At 59.0% G+C, this 20,078-nt stretch carries 16 protein-coding genes; 6 read left to right on the plus strand and 10 right to left on the minus strand.

Features of this window, described 5'->3' with window-relative positions; genetic code table 11:
- Window positions 1-39: 39 nt before the first annotated feature.
- From ACK3BK_RS16960 to ACK3BK_RS16980, 5 genes are all read right to left on the minus strand, one after another.
- The gene (locus tag ACK3BK_RS16960) at window positions 40-1,851 is read right to left on the minus strand and encodes an ABC transporter ATP-binding protein/permease (protein ID WP_186666248.1); all 1,812 of its coding nucleotides are present in this window, start codon (window positions 1,849-1,851) and stop codon (window positions 40-42) included.
- A 274-nt stretch (window positions 1,852-2,125) separates the two neighbouring features.
- Window positions 2,126-2,329 carry a formate dehydrogenase subunit delta gene (locus tag ACK3BK_RS16965; RefSeq protein WP_065861968.1) on the minus strand — a complete coding sequence of 68 codons (204 nt, stop codon included), beginning with the start codon at window positions 2,327-2,329 and terminating at the stop codon, window positions 2,126-2,128.
- Window positions 2,326-5,214 (minus strand): formate dehydrogenase subunit alpha, encoded by a 2,889-nt coding sequence (gene fdhF, locus ACK3BK_RS16970; RefSeq protein ID WP_411382937.1) that lies wholly within the window; start codon window positions 5,212-5,214, stop codon window positions 2,326-2,328. The genes ACK3BK_RS16965 and fdhF overlap by 4 nt, the downstream gene beginning before the upstream one ends.
- Entirely contained in the window at window positions 5,211-6,761 is a 1,551-nt protein-coding gene (locus ACK3BK_RS16975; RefSeq protein ID WP_411382938.1) for a formate dehydrogenase beta subunit, read from the minus strand. The genes fdhF and ACK3BK_RS16975 overlap by 4 nt, the downstream gene beginning before the upstream one ends.
- Complete coding sequence (locus tag ACK3BK_RS16980) at window positions 6,758-7,240, minus strand: formate dehydrogenase subunit gamma (protein ID WP_411382939.1); 483 nt, start codon at window positions 7,238-7,240, stop codon at window positions 6,758-6,760. The genes ACK3BK_RS16975 and ACK3BK_RS16980 overlap by 4 nt, the downstream gene beginning before the upstream one ends.
- A gap of 475 nt (window positions 7,241-7,715) precedes the next feature.
- On the opposite strand from ACK3BK_RS16980, the gene ACK3BK_RS16985 reads away from it, so the two are divergent.
- From ACK3BK_RS16985 to ACK3BK_RS16995, 3 genes are all read left to right on the plus strand, one after another.
- Window positions 7,716-11,033: a type III effector HrpK domain-containing protein gene (locus tag ACK3BK_RS16985; RefSeq protein WP_411382940.1), complete on the plus strand. Its 3,318-nt coding sequence runs from the start codon at window positions 7,716-7,718 to the stop codon at window positions 11,031-11,033.
- Window positions 11,034-11,524: 491 nt separating this feature from the next.
- Window positions 11,525-11,773, plus strand: coding sequence for a hypothetical protein (locus ACK3BK_RS16990; protein ID WP_411382941.1), 249 nt, complete (start codon window positions 11,525-11,527; stop codon window positions 11,771-11,773).
- A gap of 13 nt (window positions 11,774-11,786) precedes the next feature.
- Window positions 11,787-12,026 (plus strand): DUF3077 domain-containing protein, encoded by a 240-nt coding sequence (locus ACK3BK_RS16995; RefSeq protein ID WP_063545600.1) that lies wholly within the window; start codon window positions 11,787-11,789, stop codon window positions 12,024-12,026.
- 153 nt (window positions 12,027-12,179) lie between these two features.
- Here ACK3BK_RS16995 and ACK3BK_RS17000 read toward each other — a convergent pair whose 3' ends face one another.
- On the minus strand, window positions 12,180-13,421 hold the full coding sequence (locus ACK3BK_RS17000) for a M20/M25/M40 family metallo-hydrolase (RefSeq protein ID WP_186720022.1): 1,242 nt from the start codon (window positions 13,419-13,421) through the stop codon (window positions 12,180-12,182).
- Between the two features lie 137 nt (window positions 13,422-13,558).
- Entirely contained in the window at window positions 13,559-13,744 is a 186-nt protein-coding gene (locus ACK3BK_RS17005) for a hypothetical protein (protein WP_186720091.1), read from the minus strand.
- 939 nt (window positions 13,745-14,683) lie between these two features.
- Here ACK3BK_RS17005 and ACK3BK_RS17010 point away from each other — a divergent pair.
- Window positions 14,684-15,814 carry an acyltransferase family protein gene (locus ACK3BK_RS17010; RefSeq protein ID WP_411382942.1) on the plus strand — a complete coding sequence of 377 codons (1,131 nt, stop codon included), beginning with the start codon at window positions 14,684-14,686 and terminating at the stop codon, window positions 15,812-15,814.
- Here the strand turns inward: ACK3BK_RS17010 and ACK3BK_RS17015 are convergent.
- Window positions 15,792-17,273: a hypothetical protein gene (locus ACK3BK_RS17015; RefSeq protein WP_411382943.1), complete on the minus strand. Its 1,482-nt coding sequence runs from the start codon at window positions 17,271-17,273 to the stop codon at window positions 15,792-15,794. The genes ACK3BK_RS17010 and ACK3BK_RS17015 overlap by 23 nt on opposite strands.
- A gap of 190 nt (window positions 17,274-17,463) precedes the next feature.
- On the opposite strand from ACK3BK_RS17015, the gene ACK3BK_RS17020 reads away from it, so the two are divergent.
- Window positions 17,464-17,730 carry a hypothetical protein gene (locus tag ACK3BK_RS17020; RefSeq protein ID WP_411382944.1) on the plus strand — a complete coding sequence of 89 codons (267 nt, stop codon included), beginning with the start codon at window positions 17,464-17,466 and terminating at the stop codon, window positions 17,728-17,730.
- Window positions 17,727-18,002 (plus strand): pyocin activator PrtN family protein, encoded by a 276-nt coding sequence (locus ACK3BK_RS17025; RefSeq protein ID WP_411382945.1) that lies wholly within the window; start codon window positions 17,727-17,729, stop codon window positions 18,000-18,002. Before ACK3BK_RS17020 ends, ACK3BK_RS17025 begins: the two co-directional genes overlap by 4 nt.
- On the opposite strand, the gene ACK3BK_RS17030 is transcribed toward ACK3BK_RS17025, so the two are convergent.
- Both ACK3BK_RS17030 and ACK3BK_RS17035 read right to left on the minus strand, forming a co-directional pair.
- The gene (locus ACK3BK_RS17030; protein ID WP_411382946.1) at window positions 18,003-18,824 is read right to left on the minus strand and encodes a hypothetical protein; all 822 of its coding nucleotides are present in this window, start codon (window positions 18,822-18,824) and stop codon (window positions 18,003-18,005) included.
- 13 nt (window positions 18,825-18,837) lie between these two features.
- On the minus strand, window positions 18,838-19,959 hold the full coding sequence (locus tag ACK3BK_RS17035) for a tyrosine-type recombinase/integrase (protein ID WP_411382947.1): 1,122 nt from the start codon (window positions 19,957-19,959) through the stop codon (window positions 18,838-18,840).
- Window positions 19,960-20,078: the final 119 nt, after the last annotated feature.

Genomic DNA, 20,078 nt, shown 5'->3' on the forward strand with positions numbered 1-20,078 from the left:
GCAGCGATGCCAGGGGGCTTTTTCGTCTACGGCTGATGCTCAGGACAGCACCACCGCGTCCTGCTCGAACAACGCCCATCCACCCTGGCCATCGACCTCCAGCCGGTGGCTGTGGAACCCGGCCAGCGTGCTGCGATGCCCGACACTCACCAGCAAGGTTTCCGGCATTTCGTTGCGCAGCAGCGAATACAAGGCATGTTCCAAGCCTTCATCCATCGCCGAGGTGGACTCGTCGAGGAACACCACATGCGGCTGGTTGAACAATACTCGCGCAAACGCCAGGCGCTGCTGCTCGCCGATCGACAGGATGCGCGTCCAGTCGCGGCTTTCCTCGAGGCGCTCAGCCAGATGCGCCAGGTTCACTTGCCGCAATGCCTGTTGCATCCGCGCATCCTGCTCCTGGCCGACCTGGGCCGGGTAGGCGATGGCGGTGCGCAGATCCCCCAACGGCAGGTACGGCCGCTGCGACAGGAACAGCGCCTGCTCACCCAACGGCCGCGCGACCGCCCCTTCTGCATAAGGCCACAATCCCGCCAGGGCCCGAAGCAGCGTGGTCTTGCCGCTGCCCGAAGGCCCCTTGATCAGCAAGGCCTGCCCGGCCTGCAGCTTCAGACTCAGGTCGGCGATCAAGCGGTGGCCATCCGGGCGCAGCACCTGCAGGCCGGCGATATCCAAGGCCCGCGGCAGCTCGCGGGTAGCCACGTGCGGCAGCTCGCTGGCCTGGTGGTTGGCATCGAGAAAACCGGTGAGACGATCGAGGGTCGCGCGGTAGCTGGCAAAGGTGTCGTAGGACTCACGGAAAAACGACAACGAATCCTGCACTTGTCCGAACGCCTGCGACGTCTGCATCACATCACCCAGCTTGATCGCTCCGCTGAAGAAACGCGGCGCCTGCAGGATGAACGGGAACACCACCGCGACCTGGCTGACACCCAGGTTGAAACCATTGAACTTCAGGCTCCGCCAGACCAACGCCCAGACATTGCCGATCAAGGCGAAGAAGCGCCCGAGCAACGTGCCCCGCTCGACCTGCGCGCCCTGGTAGAAGGCAATGTTCTCGGCATTCTCGCGCAAGCGCATCAGTGCGTAGCGAAAGTTCGCCGTGAGCTTTTCGTTGAGGAAATTCAGGCGAATCAACGGCCGCCCGAGGCGGAAAGCGATCCAGGTGGCGATGAGCACATAGACATAGACCGCAAACACCATCGCCCGCGGCACCTCCACCCCGGCAACCGCCAGTGGTGCCGACAGCCCCCAGAGAATGCCGGTGAACGCCACCAGCGAGACCAACGCACTCACTGCCCCGAGGGCCAGCGACACCGAGCCGGTAACGAAGGCGTTGACGTCCAGTTCGATACGTTGGTCAGGGTTGTCCACCGGCTCATCTAAGAATTGCCCGCGGTAGTAGGCATCGCCATGCATCCAGTCGGCAGTCAGGCGCTCGGTCAGCCAGACCCGCCAGTGGATGTTGAACGACTGGGTGACGTAGTAGTTGAACAGTGAACGCAGCACATGAATGGTTGCCAGTACCGCGAATACCCCAAGCAGGTACCAGAACGCCGTCTGGTCCAGGCCCTGCAGGGCGCTATAGAAACCGTTGTACCAGAACGAGAACAGCACGTTCATGCGCACCGAGAACAGCGCCAGGAACAACAACAGTGCAAATACGAGCAGCGGGCGCCAGCTGCGCCTGAAACTGAAGTACTCACCCGCCAACTGCCAGAACTGCTGGCCCCAGCGGGTGAAGCGCACCGCCAGGAAAGCGGCGGCGGTGAAGCCGACAAGTGTGATCAATGAAGCGACTGCAAGCCAGCTCAGGCTCTCTTGCAGGGCCTGGTGCCAGTTCATTTCCATGGTGGGGTTTCCGTGGCGAGTATTTACTCGAGCCTAGCACCGGCCGGGGTTGGCGAAGATGACGGAGGTTTCATGTTGGGCTTGCCAGCCCGATCGCACATGCAACGAATCCGACTCGATCCGTGTAGGGGCAACTGTCTTGTTCAAAATCTAAAGGCCAGCCCAATCCCCCTGTGGGAGCGGCGGTTCGGCGCCCCGACTTGTCCCGCGAACACGGGCGTAGCCCGTGCCAGGCAGCGCGGTGTCTTTTTCGCGGGCAAGCCCGCTCCCACAGTTACCCCAACGCCTCCCGCACCTTCGAATCGAGCCCCTCCCCCGCGTGGGCCTCGATCCACTCGCTCAACTGACGCCTCATCGCCGGGGTCCAGAAGCTGTTCAGGTGTTGTCTCACCCCCTGCACCGCCAGCGCACGATCAGGCTCGCTGTCGAAATAGTGGGCGATCTGGTTGGCCATCTTGACCAGGTTGTCACTGCTCATTGGCGCACCTCGGCTTTTTCCTGGCCTTCGGCCTTACGCCGCTCCTTGAGCAGGCGCTGCTGTTCGTCACTGAAATGCTGGTAGCGCTTCTGCCATTCCGAGGGCTGGAAGACTCGCACCACCTCAACCGCCGTGACCTTGTACTCGGGGCAGTTGGTGGCCCAGTCGGAGTTGTCGGTGGTGATCACGTTGGCGCCAGACTCAGGGAAGTGGAAGGTGGTGTACACCACGCCCGGCGCCACCCGCGCACTGACCCGCGCACGCAAAACGCTCTGCCCCGCACGGCTGCCCACGCCAACCCAGTCGCCGTCGCGGATGCCGCGGCTTTCGGCATCGCTGGCGTGGATCTCCAGGCGATCCTCATCGTGCCAGGCAACGTTGTGGGTGCGACGGGTCTGGGCGCCAACGTTGTATTGGCTGAGGATGCGGCCGGTGGTCAGCAACAACGGATAACGGGCATTGACCTTCTCGTCGGTGGGCACATAACCGGTGAGCATGAATCGCCCCTTGCCGCGCACGAACTGGTCGATGTGCATGGTCGGGGTGCCGTCGGGCGCGGCCTCGTTGCACGGCCATTGCAGGCTGCCGCGGCGGTCGATCTCGGCATAGCTGACGCGGTGGAAGCTCGGCGTCAGGCGGGCGATTTCGTCCATGATCTCGGACGGGTGCCGGTAGTCCATGCGATAGCCCAGGGCGTTGGCCAGGGCCACGGTCGCCTCCCAGTCGGCCTTGCCGGCCAGCGGCTCCATCACCTTGCGCACCCGCGAGATACGGCGTTCGGCGTTGGTGAAGGTGCCGTCCTTTTCCAGGAACGAACTGCCCGGCAGGAACACATGGGCGAACTTGGCGGTTTCGTTGAGGAAGATGTCCTGCACCACCACGCACTCCATGGCCATCAGTGCCGCGGTGACGTGCTGGGTGTTCGGGTCGCTCTGGGCGATATCCTCGCCCTGGCAGTACAGCGCCTTGAAGCTGCCGTCGAGCGCGGCCTCGAACATGTTGGGGATACGCAGCCCCGGGTCGGGCTGCAAGGTCACGCCCCAGGCCTGCTCGAATTCGCTGCGCACCGCTTCGTTGGAGATGTGCCGGTAGCCCGGCAATTCATGGGGGAAGGAGCCCATGTCGCACGAGCCCTGGACGTTGTTCTGACCACGCAACGGATTGACGCCCACGCCTTCGCGACCGATGTTGCCGGTTGCCATGGCCAGGTTGGCGATGCCCATCACCGCGGTGCTGCCCTGGCTGTGTTCGGTGACGCCCAGGCCATAATAGATCGCCGCATTGCCGGCGCCCGCATACACCCGCGCCGCCTCGCGGATCTGCTCGGCAGGCACGCCGCACACCGGCCCAACCGCCTCGGGTGAATTCTCGGCCAGGCCGACGAACTCACGCCAACGCGTGAACTCGGCACTCTCGCAGCGCGCATCGATGAATGCCTGGTCGAGCAGCCCTTCATCGACGATCACATGGGCCAGGGCATTGAGCATGGCGACGTTGGTGCCCGGACGCAGTTGCAGGTGCAACTCGGCGCGGGCGTGGGGCGAGTCGACCAGGTCGATGCGGCGCGGGTCGATGACGATCAGCCGTGCCCCCTGGCGCAGGCGGCGCTTGAGTTGCGAACCGAACACCGGGTGAGCGTCGGTCGGGTTGGCGCCGATCACCAGGATCACGTCGGCCTGCATCACCGAGTCGAAGCTCTGGGTTCCGGCGGACTCGCCCAGGGTCTGCTTCAGGCCATAGCCAGTCGGCGAATGGCAGACCCGCGCGCAGGTGTCCACGTTGTTGTTGCCAAAGGCGGCACGCACCAGCTTCTGCACCAGATAGGCTTCTTCGTTGGTGCAACGGCTGGAGGTGATACCGCCGATCGAATCGCGCCCGTACTTGAGCTGGATGCGTCGGAACTCACTGGCGGCATAGGCCAGCGCCTCATCCCAGCTGACTTCCTGCCACGGGTCTTCAAGGCGCTTGCGGATCATCGGCGTGGTGATGCGATCCGGGTGAGTGGCGTAGCCCCAGGCGAAGCGCCCCTTGACGCAGGCGTGGCCGTGGTTGGCGCCGCCGTTCTTGTCCGGGACCATGCGCACCAGTTGATCGCCCTTCATCTCGGCGCGGAACGAGCAGCCCACCCCGCAATAGGCACAGGTGGTGATCACCGCGCGCTCCGGCTGGCCGAGCTGGACCAGGCTCTTCTCGGTCAGGGTCGCCGTCGGGCAGGCCTGCACGCAGGCGCCGCACGACACGCACTCGGAGGCGAGGAAATTCTCGCCCCCGGCCGCCGCCACCCGCGACTCGAAACCTCGGCCACTGATGGTCAGGGCGAAGGTGCCCTGAATGTCTTCGCAGGCACGCACGCAGCGGCTGCAGACGATGCACTTGCTGGGCTCGTAGTCGAAGTACGGGTTGGAGACGTCCTTGGCCTCGTTGAGATGGTTGGCCCCGTCATAGCCATAGCGCACTTCGCGCAGGCCCACCTGGCCGGCGACCGTTTGCAGCTCGCAGTTGCCGTTGGCCGAGCAGGTCAGGCAGTCCAGTGGGTGATCGGAGATGTACAGCTCCATGACATTGCGCCGCAGGTCGGCCAGCCGCGGCGTCTGGGTACGCACCACCATGCCTTCGCTGACCGGCGTGGTGCATGAAGCCGGATAGCCGCGCATGCCGTCGATCTCGACCATGCACATGCGGCATGAGCCAAAGGCTTCGAGGCTGTCGGTGGCGCACAGCTTGGGGATGCTGGTGCCCAGCAGCGCGGCAGCGCGCATCACCGAGGTGCCTGCTGGGACGCTGATCGCGCGGCCGTCGATGTTCAGGCTGACCTGTACTTCACTGTCGCGGGCAGGCGTGCCCAGGTCGATATCGCTGTTGGCGGGGTCGAAATAATGGATCATTGGGCGGCCTCCGGGCTGGCCAGACCGAAATCGGCAGGAAAATGCTTGAGGGCGCTGGCCACGGGGTAAGCGGTCATCCCGCCCATGGCGCACAGCGAGCCGTACTGCATCGTGTCGCACAGGTCACGCAGCAGGTGGGCCTGATCCTCGCGCGCAGCAGGATCGCTGCTGGCGATCAGGCGATCCACCACTTCCATCCCGCGGGTCGACCCGATCCGGCACGGCGTGCACTTGCCGCAGGACTCCTCGGCGCAGAACTGCAGGGCGAAGCGCGCCATGCCAGCCATGTTCAGTGTGTCGTCAGCGACCACCACACCGCCATGGCCGATCATCGCGCCGATGGCAGCGAAGGCCTCGTAGTCCAGCGGCGTATCGAACTGCGACGGCGGCACCCAGGCGCCCAGCGGGCCGCCGACCTGCGCGGCCTTCAACGGACGACCACTGGCGGTACCACCGCCATACCCCTCGACCAGCTCACGCAGGGTCAGGCCAAAAGCCCGCTCGACCAGCCCACCCTGGCGCACATTGCCCGCCAGTTGGAACGGCAAGGTGCCCAGTGAACGGCCCATGCCAAAGTCGCGATAGAACGCGGCACCTTTTGCCAGGATGATCGGCACAGAAGCCAAGGTCAGGACGTTATGCACCAGCGTCGGCTGGCCGAACAGGCCCTCGAGCGCCGGCAGTGGCGGCTTGGCGCGCACGATGCCGCGCTTGCCTTCGATCGACTCCAGCAGCGCCGTCTCCTCGCCGCAAATATAGGCGCCAGCGCCCACACGCACCTCGAGCTCGAACGCCACGCCGCTGCCAGTGACGTCCAGATAACCCGCTTCGCGGGCCAGCATCACGGCCTCGTTGAGCACACGGATGGCGTCCGGGTATTCGGAGCGCACATAAATGTAGCCCTTGCTTGCGCCGACAGCGAGGCCGGCGATGATCATGCCTTCGATCAGCAGGAAGGGATCGCCCTCCATCAGCATGCGGTCGGCGAAGGTGCCGGAGTCGCCTTCGTCGGCATTGCAGACAATGTACTTCTGCCCGGCCGGCGCCTGGCGCACGGTGCGCCACTTGATGCCGGCCGGGAACGCGGCCCCGCCCCGACCACGCAGGCCGGAATCGAGCACTGCGGCAACCACTGCATCGCCGTCCATCAATGCAGCCTTGCGCAAGCCCTCGAAGCCGCCATGGGCCTGATAGTCGTCCAGCGACAACGGGCGGGTGATACCGGCGCGGGCGAACAGCAGGCGCTGCTGGGTCTTCAGATAGGGGATCTGTTCGACAGGGCCCAATGCCAGTGGATGCTCGCCCCCCTTGTCCAGAGCCTCCAGCAGGTCCGGCACATCTTCCGGCATGACCGGCCCGAAGCCCAGGCGCCCTTCGGCGCTTTCCAGCTCCAGCAATGGCTCGAGCCAATACAGGCCACGCGAGCTGGTGCGCTGGATCTGCAGCGGCAGTTGCCGCTGTGCAGCCTCACGTTCGAACGCCTCGGCGACCTGGTCGGCGCCCACTGCGCGAGCCAGCGAATCGCAGGAAATACACAGCTTGATCATGCGCCCGCCTCCACCCTGCAGCTTTTCACCAAAGCGTGCAGACGCTCGGGCGTGAGCCGCGCATGCACCTGGCCGTCCAGCTCCAGCGCTGGCGAGCAGGCGCAAGCGCCGAGGCAGTACACCGGGCGCAGACTCAATGCTCCGTCGGCAGTGGTGCCATGGTCGTCCAGCCCGAGCTGTTCGCGCAGTTGCGCGGCCAGGGCTTCGGCGCCGCGGCTCTGGCACGACTCGGCGCGGCACAGGCGCAGGGTGTGGCGTGCCGGGGGCGAAGTGCGGAAATCATGGTAGAAGCTGATCACCCCACGCACCTCGGCGAGGCTGAGGTTCAGCGCATGGGCGATCTCGGGGACTGCTTCATCGGGTACATGGCCCAGGCCTTGCTGGATGGCGTGGAGGATCGGCAACAGCGCACCGGGCACCTCCTTGTGGTTGTCCAGCACACGCTGGATCAAGGGCAGGTCAAGCGTCTCTTCAGGCATACAGCGGACCTCGGCAACCCGGATCCGCCCGAGGGTGCGGGCAGGTGTCCGGCGGTGTTCTGCTGTGGCGTTCCGGGCCTGTCACGGTCACAGGATCACGGTCGCCTTCCTCGTCCAAGCCGGTGCGTCTGTGCGCACTCGGTCGTCGGACATCCTGATAAGGATGGCACCGTTGCCGGGAAACGGTAGCGTGCAAACGACAGGGCGCGTCCTGAAACCGACGCTCGGGCCATGAGACTGTGTAATTACCAAGTATAAAATTTCAAAATCTCACAACTTTTAACATTGTCAAATACTACAAGACCCACACCCCATGGCTCTTTCACAACTTGGCCACGCGTACACTTACTCTTTCACAGCCGCGTTAAAACGATAATAAAATCACACTTCGCAATGTTCTTTTACAACTTGAAACAAATATGACTTCTTGCCTGCCTATCGTCGGAAGCCTCCCGCATCAATACGGTCCGGCACCATGAAAACCACCAACACCGACGCCCCCGGCTCAGCCTCTTCCGACAACCCCCTGGCCCGCTTCGAAACCGCAGTCACTCGCTCGCTTTCCAACTTCAAGGAAACTTCAGATACCCCACCTGCTGGCAATAAGCGCTTCATCGTCGCCGCTGCGGTCGACAACAAGAAGGAAGCAGAGATCGCCGCCGCACTGGCCACCAACGACCCGGAAGTCATCAAGCACCTCAACGACCCCAACCTTGCCGATATCGGCAACACTGGCATCCCGCTGGCCAACATCGCCTCGATCACCAAGCTGTCCGACAACGTCCTGGACCTCAAGACCCGCGACGGCCGCGACATCATCATCATCAAGCAGATGACCCCCTACCTGTTCGAAGGCATGGCCAGCAAGACCGACGCCGTGGACGCCCTTAACAAGAGCAAGGCCGAGGGCTATCGCATCGCCCAGTCCGGCGATGTGCCCCCAGGCATGGACGACTACAAGTTCATCGGCCCTGCCGACGAAGTTGGCCCCGGCCTGATTCGTTATGAAACGCAGTCCGGCGACAAGGTGATCGTCGCCAACGAGACCAACCATGCCCTGTTCGACCAGGTGAAGTCCGATGGCGAAGCCCTCACCCTGATCAACAAGAGCGAGCAGGAAGGCTATCGCCTGGCCAGGGCAGACGAGCCCGCCGACGGCATCAACGCCATCGGTACGCCCGAGGAGCTGGGCCACGGCCTGATCCGCTACGAAACCGAGAGCGGCGAGAAGATCATCGTTTCCCAAGGCATCAGCCCGGATCTCTATGCCTCGATGAGCAAGGAGTCCAACGGCATCTTCGGTGTCGGCGGCGCAGTCGACACCAGCTGGATCGACAACTCCAAGTACGCCAGCGGCGTACGCGACTGGGACACCATCACCGGCAACAAGGGCGGCGACAAGCCCACCCAGGCCGAAAAAGACCTGGAGCGTCCGCGCGCCGCATCCAAGATGCTCAGCGACAACTGGGACAAATGGGGCCTGCACGACCGCAAGATCGACTTCGCCAACCCACCCAGCGACCTGCCGCCCGAGGCGCAGGCCACGCTCAAGTACCTGGCAGGCAGCCCGAGCCTGATGAACGCCCTGGACAGCGGCGGCCTGGGCAAGAGCGATGGGGTCATCACCCACGCCGATGTCGACAAGTTCATCAGCCAGCAGAACAAGGACCTGTCGGCTGCCTCGTCTGCGTATTCGAAGTTCCTCTCGAAAAACCCGGGTGCCTCCGACCTGGCCAAGGAAAACGCCAAGTCCGCAGCCATCGTCATGGCCAACATCTCGCTGGTCAGCAGCGCCGGCCCGCAGATGGAAGGCGCCAACCAGCGTGCCAACAACGGCAGCCTGACCACCGACAACCTCAACGCGATCAAGTCCGACAGCGGCCTGAGCCCGGAACTGACCGGCGCCGCAGGCTACTGGTCCAACCCGGGCATGTGGCATGTGATGGACTCGGCCGGCGACCACCCCGCCACCGCCTCCTCCGACGGCATCGTCCAGCAGAAGAACATCGGCGCCTGGCTGGAAAACCAGGCACCGAAGGACGACCACGGCGTGCTGATGATGCTCAGCAACGCCTCGATTCGCGGCTCTCTGGCTGACGTGGACACCTCCAAGCTGACCAAGGACGTGCTCGAGCATCCCGAGAACTACGACGGCAAGACCAAGGCCGCGGCCATGCTGGAGATCACGGACGCGCGTGCGCGCCTGCAGGCCAGCGACAAGGTCGACGGCGACCTGTATGCCGGTATCACCGCCGACAGCCAGTACCACCTCAACCCGACCAAGTCCAAGGTCATGAAGCAGCTGGACGATGCCATCTCCAAGCTGGGCAACGACGCGGACGTCAAGGCCTACATGGCCGCAAATCAAGGCCCGGGCATGCGCGACATCATCAACGCCGACCCGGCGATGAAGAAGGCGCTGCAGCACAGCCAGGACAGCCAGATCAACAGCGGCAACATCATCAACACCGCCCTGGCCACCAAGGATGCCAACGGCAACCCGCTCTCGCTGCCTGACGCCCTCGCCCTGGCCGGTACCGATGCCACCCTGACCGACCTGGCCCTGGGTGGCGACGGCAGCGTCGACCTGGCATCGATCGCCGACAAGTCAGGCAAGTCCGGCGATATCGAGCAATATTTCCGCGAGCACATCCTCAACGGCAAGGACCTGGAGGATGGCCTGTCCAAGGGCGGCGACCCGATGACCGTCATCGGCCAGTACGCCTCCAACGCCGCGCTGTTCAAAGAGTTCCTCGGCGACAAGGTGACGCCGCAGGAAGCCTCCGAAGTCGGCCAACGCATCAACCAGACCGTGTCCGATTCGCTGATCGACGGTGCCGACAACACCACGCTCAAGGATATCTTTGGCGACGGTAGCGGCAACTTCGATGAAAACAAGGCCAAGGCCATCATCGACAAGGCCATGGCCGACGACCCTGACATGTTCAAGGACTCCAGCGGTACGCCGATCCGTCCGCAGGACGTAATCTCGATGCTGCGCTCGGTGTGGGATACCAACCGCCAGGGCGAGAAGATCAGCGACGTCCTGCCCAAGTCGATCGACGGTCTGAAGCTCAATGTCAGCGAGTCCTACAAGCAAGGCCTGCTGCACATTGGCAGCGCCCTGCTCGCCGGCGGCGTGCTTGCCGCACGTTCCTCTACTGGTGGCAACAGCCCGACTGACAACGCCTCGCGCGTTTCGGCAGGCATGCAGTTCGCTGGCCTGATCATCGAGGGCGGCACCAAGTACGCCAAGGAAGCCGGTTATGGCATGGTCTGGAAACCCACCCCGGTAGACCCGTCCAAACCCGCGCCGATCGGCGAGTTCCCGACAGGCAAGATGGTGCAGAACACCGATGGTATCAACCGCCTGGGCAACCTGGGCAAGGTCATCGGCGGTGCGGGCAGCTTCATCGGCGGCGTGCTGGGCCTGATCAGCGGCGTCAACAGTGCCTTCGCCGGTGACAAGGTCGGTGCCGGCTTCTCGCTGACCACCGGCGCGCTGGGTACCGGTGCGGCGATCACCTCGATCATCGAAGGCGGTGCGGGCCTGTTCGGACTGGCCGACGTCGGCGCCATCGCCGGTGCCTTCTCCGGCGTGCTGGGCTGGGCCACGGCGGGTATCGGGCTGGTGGCCGGGATCGTGTTGCCGATCATCGAAGTGGCCAAGCGCGAGAAGATGCAGGACCAGTTCTTCGGCGAACTCAAGCCGGTATTGGACAAGTACGACCTCACCGGCGGGCCGATCACCAAGGAAGATCGCGACGAGGAGTACAACTTCGCCTACGGCTGAGGCAAGGCTGCCCGCGCCTGCAGGCCCGCGATACAGGGTTCTCAAAACCTGCGCGGGCCTTGTGGGAGCGGGCTTGCCCGCGAAAAAGACACCGCGCGCCCTTGCACGGACTACACCCGTGTTCCCGGGACAAATCGGCCCGCCGAACCGCCGCTGCCCTCCACTACACCCAGAAAATTCGGAGTCTACCCGCCAATACTTCAGCTCAACGCCGCCTGGGAACTAGCCTACGCAGCACGCAGCCGTTTCTCTGTTGTTGAAGATAAGCATCAGGGCTAATTTCCCCGGGTCGCCCTTATGGTGACCGGGGGGGGTGAGAGCCCGGCTTTACTGAAGAGTTGGCGGCACTGCTATGGCAGCAGTGCGTGGGCAGGCTTCTGCCTGGCCGGTTTTTGCTAACTCTCGCCGGTCTCTCACCCCACGCACCGCTGCCACCCTTGTCCTGTGAGAGGGATGATGAAGGTGGCTACTTTGCTTAATGGGAGTTAGCCATGAAAAAGATCGTCCCCGATCCACCCCGCCTCAGACTCGTCAACAACCTCTACTTCTCCATCCATTCCGACCTCATTCCGCCCGACGCCTTGGCTCACGCCAGCGAACTGTTGCGCGGCGTCAGCGAAACCCTCGACGAACACTGCCGGGCCCTGGCCGGTACTCCTGGCCTGAACATGCTCGCCAACGCAGCGCACGCCGCAGAAACGGCTCGCGCCTTGATCGAACATGCACTGAGGCGGATGTGAAAGAGGTTTGCCGATGAATGAAGGCACCACACCCGGCATCGCCACTGCGCTAGGGATTTTCCGCGTGCAACCCGGCATTCCCGTCGGCCAGGCTTTCGACGAAGTCTCGCTACTACTGGGATGCGTGCGCGACCTGAGCGAAATGGGTGATGAATCAATCACGCCTGCGGCCATGGTCGCCCTGAGGTATCTGAGCGCCATGGCCAAAGCATTGATGAACGACCTGGAAGTCGCCAGAAATCAGTCGCCTTGAGTAACCGCCGCGGCCACAAAGCCTGCAATACACTGCCCGCCCCTGTAGGGGCGGCGGTTCGGCGCCCCGACTTGCCCACGAAGCAGACACCTCGGCAAATGGAACCGGCATGCTGGTCATCGCAGGACAATATCCACTTGATCCTACGCGCGCTTACTTCGCCGCCTCGGACAATTGCTGGATCAATGCCACTGTCAGATAAAGCCTCGGCGCGATGCTCGACAGCTCGATGTACTCGTCATCGGCATGCAATCCCGCCCCCACCACGCCCATGGTTTCAAGCACTGCCGGCTTCTCGCTGCCGGGCACGTAGGCATAGCCCGCATCAGTCCCGAAACGCATGGCAATCGGCTCGATATTGCGATCGATCTTCGCGTAGAGCGTCTGGGCAGTTTTCGCCAACTGCTCAGAGCCGGCGTTCTTCGCCAGCGGCGGGCGGCCCTTGTCGAGGCGCACCGTCACTTCGGTGCCCTCGATGAGTTTCTTCTGTACGAGCCGTTGCGCGTCGGCCAGCACCCGGTCGCTCTCGCTCAGGTCCGAGTAGCGCATGTCCGCCTCGGCCGTGGCGCTGGCGGGAATGATGTTGCGCTTGTCGCCCGCCCTGACCATCGTCCAGTTGACCGTGGTGCCTTTGGCCGGGTCGCCGAGGTCCTTCAACTGCAGCATCTGGTGGGCCAACTCCATGGCGGCATTACGCCCAGCCTCGGGTGCGGACCCTGCGTGGGAAGACTTGCCTTTCACTTCGAGAAATACGCCATTGATGCCATTGGTCGCGACTGTTACCGCGTCCTTGTCCGGCGGCTCGTACGAGAACACGTAGTCATGCTTGCGCGCCAGTTCCGCGATGATCGCCTTCGAGCCGCTGGAGCCGGTTTCCTCATCCGGGTTGAACAGTACGGTCAAGGTGCCGAAGCCTTTGAACTTCTCGTCCTGCAGCAGCTTCAGCGAGTGCAGGATCATCGCCACACCCCCTTTGGCATCGGCCACGCCAGGACCATAGGCACGCTCGCCCTCGACCTTGAACGGCCGCTTGGCCGCAGTGCCGGGCAGGAACACCGTGTCGTAGTGGACCATCAGCAAGAACGACTTGCTGCCGGTGCCCTTGAAGGTGCCAACGATGTTGTCACCCGCCGACGGGCTGGCCGGGCTGGTTTTGACCTCGGCACCCAACGCCTTGAGCCGCTCGACCAGCAGGGCGCTGACGGTTTTCAGCCCCGGCGCCTGGCCGGTTCCGGTATCGACATTGACCAGTTGCTTGACGGTGGCGAGATAGGCCTTCTGCTCGGCTTCGGCCTTTTTCAATAGCGCGTCGGGAGCCAGGTTGGCGGCGAGTGCGGAAAACGACAGGAATGACAAGGCGATGGCAGCGGCGATCGATGAGCGTCGGATGGGCATGCGAAGTCCTTTATCAATGCAAGGGGAACCTGCAGCTTTGACCATCGATGGCGCTGGCGCCAGCTTTGTAGACCATTTGATGAAGTGCAGGCCATTGGCCTTGATCCACGAAGCCCCGCGATTGCGGGGCTGGGAATTCAGGCAAAGACCTTGATTGTCAGTGCGGTGATGCCCGCCACTGCTGTCACCAGACCGGTGGCGATGCCGATCGGGTACCAGAAGGTTTCTCGGGTCAATTTGCCTGCTTCGGTATTGAGCTTGCGAGTCTCTGCCATCAGTTTGGCAATCTCGACGTGAATCTTCTCCGCTTCGGCTTGGGGCATGTCGTATGGATGCATGAGTCTTCCCTTCGGATGCCGGCTGTTTGTGGGTTTCGACATGGCGCGAGTTGATTGAGGCGAACAATCTATCGTAAGGCGGATGCTCGGCAAAGTCAGCGGGAAGCTATCCAGGCCGTAGGGGGTTTCGCGGGCAATGTTTCCCTGACGGACTGACCATCGGGGCCGCGGCAAGCAAGGCTCTACAGGCCAATACCTGGTGCTCTTGGTAAACTGGCGTCTTGAACGCCTCCTGTCGCGGCTCTGTTGGTTCAGGGTCCCGAGCGAATGGTACAACGCCATAAAATTGTCGGTAATCGGTACTGAATACGTTGAACGAACGGACTGCATCACAAGCCTCAAACCCACAAACCACGCGCCCTGAACCCTCCCGCCGGTTCAGCGTTGCACCCATGATGGATCGGGTCGATTAATTGAAAAGGCCCAGTATTTCCGGGGCTTGTAGGTATGCCGAGTTTTTGCTGTAACAAAAATTAAGCAAGGGTGATGGGATAGCCGCGTAAGTGGCTATTTTTTGGGCAGGAAAAAGGCAGCACTCCGGTTTGCCACTGCCGGTTCTTCTCGAAACTCCGGGGACAATCCACACCCCCACGCATAGTCAGGCACATCGTGGCTGCCAAACAAACCACACGCATACATCTCCTCGTGTTCGCTCAAGCCGAACCACCTGGCCGCCTCGGCCATCTCCAGCATGTCAGACAGCTGCACATCGTCGACCTGACTCCGGCGCCGACACTCAAAAGCCATGCTCACAAGCTTGGCCGCGTGGTTCTCGGGATCGGTGGAAAGGTCGCACTGGTTGCCGAGCGCTATGCCTGCTCGCGCTGCAGCGCACCCATCACGCCCCTACAAATTTCCCGAACCACCTAGAGGCACTGTATGATCCGCGGCAGAAGGAAACCTTCAAGGTAAAGGAAAATTTCAGTGATCAGAAATGTTCAGTTTCTGCGCTTCATAGCTGCGGCAATGGTTGTATTCGCGCACTACCCTCTTGTCGCTGTAACTGAGTTAGGCGCAAACCCTTCACTCCTTAAGCTCGGTGGATTTGGAGTAGACATATTTTTTGTAATAAGCGGCTTCATAATGCTGCTAATTCTGTACCCCACATCAACATCAAACACCAACACCCCTTCCATGTCATGGACTCAATTTATAAAGAAAAGACTATATAGGGTTTGGCCTCTTTACTTTGTAGCAACAGTGCTGGTATTTATTGTCGCATCAATAATCAACGGCAGTCCAATCTCAAGCGATGTAGAAATTTCGCGAGCGTACAATAGCAGCAAAGTAGATACATCCTTAGCCCTACAATCACTGACGTTTTCGCATGCATTTATTGCACCAGTGCTAGATGTAGGATGGACACTACAGTTTGAGTTTGCATTTTATATTACAATTGCATCGTCTTTGGCAATAGGAATTAGAAAGTGCGACTCCCTAATACTTGCTTTTGCCTCAATTCTTCTTACATCAAGCTTAGCCGTGGCTTCGATGACAAAATATGGAATGACAAGCGACCACGCAACACTTAGACCATTAATGATAATGGCTAACCCAATGATGATAGAGTTCCTTATTGGGATGCTACTTTATCGAATCATTAGAAATGAAATCTTGCTTGGAAAGAAAATGTCGATTGTGATTCTTCTCACAACAATACCAAGCTTCCTAGCTTCTGAAATGCAAGACGTATTTTCAGGTTTTGGTGGCGCTTACCACAGGTCAATTATATGGGGAACATTTGCATTCCTACTAGTGTGGTCGGCGATAAGCCTGGAAAAATATATATCCACACCAAGGGCCCTAGACATTTTAGGGAATTCTTCTTACAGCCTCTACTTAGTCCACTGGATGCTTCTTCCTTGGATATCGTACATTGTAACAACGTCAGGAATAGTTAACAGCATTAACCTGATAGTTCTTCTTGCATTGAATTTAGTAATTTGCCAAGCGGCGGCCATACTGACTTATAAGTATGTAGAGCTCCCGATTGGGGAGCTCTTGAAGCCTAAGAAGCTCTCCATGAATCAGGTCAGACATTCCCAAACACAGTGAGCCTTGAGCTAATACTGCCACTTGCGGCCCTCGGCGGGGTGCAAGTGGCATTAACTGTTACGATCGAGCCAGCACGAATTGACCTAGCCCTGAGCGTAGCCCTTGGTGTAGCACCATAAACAGTGCAAACATCAACCTCCACACCGTCCACAATCAGAAAGTAAGTCGTCATATCGCTTTGTGCACCCGAAGGGTACAGAAGACTTATGATGAATGACACATTACGCATATTTGATTTAGGCGTGAACGATCCGCTTGATGTCGAGTACCAATCTACCTCAAACGATATCCAAAGATCTGATGAGTCTCGGCTAGTCATGATAACAGGGGAAGATGTCGAGTTTATAGTTTGACCTGAGCTTGTGACATTAACAGGGCAAAAATTTTCGTAGCCTACAGGTCGCGCGATGTGAAGGGCCTGGAAATAATCCACATCATAGTTACTGAACGAGTTTGCTCCAACATGAACACCTGCAGAAGCATTGGCAGAATAGATTATATTGTTTCCTATATTACCATAAAAATTGCAATCATCCGAAACCCAAACTGATTGCTTGCAAGCAGACCCTAAGTCAATCCTGTTTCCGCCAGTAGAAGCCATATATCCATGACAACCACTCAACTCCAGACATCTTGTTGAATTGTCGTCAGCAGTATAAGACCCGACAGAATCGCACCTGAATAGAACGCCTATTTCCATGTGGGTATTCTTGGAATAAAACCTGCCGAACGAGTTCTTGTAGGCAGGATTGCTCACTGGTTGAATCTGAGATAGGAATATCGGACTAACCCCACTGAAATTACAAACAGCGCCGCCATTAAAATATATTAGCGCACCGCAATTTATAATGGTGTATTCAGGCGTAGAATTCCAATAGGGTAAATCAGGGTGGTCAGGCTCTACCTGCCCCATCGCAGATATGAGTGTATACATAAGGCAATCATTCAAGTGCAGTATTGTGTTTTGCCCATACGCCCTGATAACAGTAATACTCCAAATTGTATTACATCCGTGAAGAATATTTTCAGAATCGCCTAGATGGCCTTGGCTAGGATCTGACGACCAAGCAATGTCGCCAGTCATCCATGCATATCTTGCTTTCCAAATTACGCATCCGAAGAACTGAGTGTAGCGGCCTCTAATCCAAATTGCTGAAGCATAGTCAACGGCGAACTCCATATCTATAGTCACATCGTAGCAGGTGTTGTGCCCCATGAATTTCATAAGATGCGATAATGATGCCTGTCTATCAAATGGTCGAAAAACAGCACCACCCGTAGTAACGTTTACCTTTTCTGGGAAAACAACAGAAGTTATCCGGTACTGACCTGGTGGAAAAAACAAAAACAAGGACTTATTTGAAGGTGCAATATCATCAAATGGGATACTATCAGCCGCGGCCTGTACTGCGGGAGTCCAATCCCACGTGTCGGGACTATTAGGATCAGGCTTATTCACGATCAGGCTCGCAAATTCCCACACATTAATGTGTTGCGCAGACAACATGCCTCCAACGGTCGATATCTCTCGCTGAAGATTGCCTCTTTTCCAGAGCCACCGCCCTGTAAACGCCAAGGGCTGCAAGCCCGACAGCAACATTCTGCTCCCACCTACCGTGACTCAGGCCGAGCCGTGGGAGTGGCGCAATATGGCGACCGCACCAAAAGACGAAACGCTCGTATTTCTGTACGTTTACTTAACCGGCCACCCAACCGCAGATGCCGATTATGAAACCACGGTCGGCGCCAGCGGCTTTGACCATACCGAATTCGACAACCGGCAATTCGCCAGCATGGATCGGGAACAGGATCGCTCTACCGAAGGCCTTGTAACACCCATTGGCTGGCTTCCGATCCCAACTATTGAACGGGGCGAGGCGTACCACAGTTTCCGGAACTCTGGGAGGCGCGCATGAATACAGCGTTTGTTTTGATGGCCCAGTACAACGGGCTCGCAATCATCCCACTTGACCAAGTCTGCAAAGATTACTTCACCCATTTGACCGCTGACATGTTCCAAAGGAAGGTTCTGGCTGGCCAGATTAAACTACCTATCACTCGTCTCGAAAGCAGCCAGAAGAGCGCCAGAGGTGTCCACCTATATGACCTGGCGCAATATCTGGATCACCAACGCGAGGCCGCCCTCAAGGAAATATCTCAACTGCACAAGCCGGTGAGAGCAAGCTGATCATTCGCCCAAGGCGTCGGACTGACCGGCGCCTTCCCTAATCCTCTGAAACGCATATTCAATCGCCCACTCCTTCTGGGAGCCACTGACCCCTACATCAGGCAGCCAGTCACGTTTATCTTCCTCACGTAATGCAAAGCCATCCGGAAGGTATTGAATCAGCGTCTCATAGTCGCGCGACAGTCGATAAGCATAGACCTGTTGCCCCGCGACACTATCAAATCGAATTTCTTGCGCAACCCTACCATTCCTAGAATGGAAGAAAACATTAATTTCTTGGCGATCCCCTGAAGCCCTTGGGATACTGTTGACTATAGCAGTTCCGCCCACAGAGAACTCATCCCAAACAAACGTCTCCTCTATTTGCTTTGTTAAATCTTCAATATCAACAATTCTCATCCTAAGATTAAACAATGGGTACACACCACACTGCCGCACAAGCCATTGACGCTTACCATCTTTAACACCATTAGGCATAACACAACAAAAACTGTCGCCACCATTGATATGCCCGACCAACTCCTGCACATTCTTCTCTAGACCTGTAGAGATATTTTCTAGCCTTCCCTCCACGCCACCTAAGCTCGTCGTTAAATTAATAAGCCGCGACTCAACATCACCTAAACTCCGCTCAACCCCTGCCTGTTTGCGAACCCTGAATATTTGACCAACTAGCCAACTAGCAAGAAAAAATGCCGGACCGAATATCGAAACGGCGGACACCAACTCAAAAGATTTCCCCCACGACGAATATACCGTCCATGCCAGCGCAACACTAAAAGGCAATGAAAACTCCCTGAACAATTGCTTAGCTACCTTCACCACTTTCTCCTTGTCATCTAGACCTAGCACCGAGCACTACCTCACTTTCAATGATTTCCTTCAACCACACCCAGCCCCGGTATTTATCACCTCGGCTTCTTAAGTGAGTATACCGACGAAGAGAATTCCAATCACGATGTCCGGAAACACTCGATACTCTCGGGATATCCCAATCCATTTCAAACAACCGGCTCACTCCTTCATGGCGAAGGTCATGAAAATGGAGCCCATCTATCCCGACCACCTTGCAAGCTCTCGCCCAAGACATGCCGACTGAGTCCGTGTTGAACGGAAATATCTCAGGACACCGACGCGGCATGCTCTGCAAGATCTGCCATGCCTCATCTGGCAAGTGACACCAGACATCATTGCCGATCTTCTGGCCAGGGTTCTTCATGTCACGCACCTTCACCGCCTGACGGTGTTCGTCCAGATCCTCCCAGCGGATACGGGTGATCTCATCCATTCTTCGTGTCGAGAAGATCGCGAACGCTACCACCTTGGGCATATGAATAGCGGTTGGCCTACGCTTCAGCATCTCGAAGAAATGCTCTAGTACCTTGTCGAGCTCATCCATTGTCGGACGTCGATCCCGCTCGCGGCTACGCATGTTGTAGCCGAATTGCTTGAGGACAAGACGAGCATCAGGCATAGCTCGCGCGTCGATCTCGTAACCCCACGCTGCCCTGGCCAGCGACAGAACCGACCCAAGGAGCGCCAAGTCATTACCTGCCGTCTGCGGTTTGACTCCACCACCCTCGGGACTCATTCGCCACAATGCGTAGTCGACCAGCACCTGCTGGGTGATATTGGAGTCGACTACTTCAGCGAGGTAGGTTTTCTGGATGGCTCTGAGTGTCTGTCGCTTGGTCACGCCTAGCGGCCGGGCTTTCTCCGCTTCTACCAGGTACCGGTCAATCATCGCCGCAATCGGACGCCCCACACGGTTCGCCCGCTCGATTGCGCCCGGCTCCGACAATTCGGTCTCGCGTCGCTTCACCCATGCCACAGCCGCCTGTTTGCGGGCGAACGTCTGGCTCTCTTGGTAGACTGTGACCTTGTCGCGGTTGATGCGAATCTGGACGGTGTAGCTGGTGGTGCCATCGGCTTTCTTGCGCAGTCTGATCGTTGCCATAGGGAATTGGTACACGTGTAGTGTCGATTGGTACATTGCACCAAGCGCTTGGTAAAAACGCCTCAAAACCCCCGAAAATCGGTACGAAACACGTTGAACGCAAACACAGCAAAACCAGG

The sequence above is a fragment of the Pseudomonas sp. L7 genome (assembly GCF_046605565.1).
Taxonomy (GTDB): Bacteria; Pseudomonadota; Gammaproteobacteria; order Pseudomonadales; family Pseudomonadaceae; genus Aquipseudomonas; species Aquipseudomonas wayambapalatensis.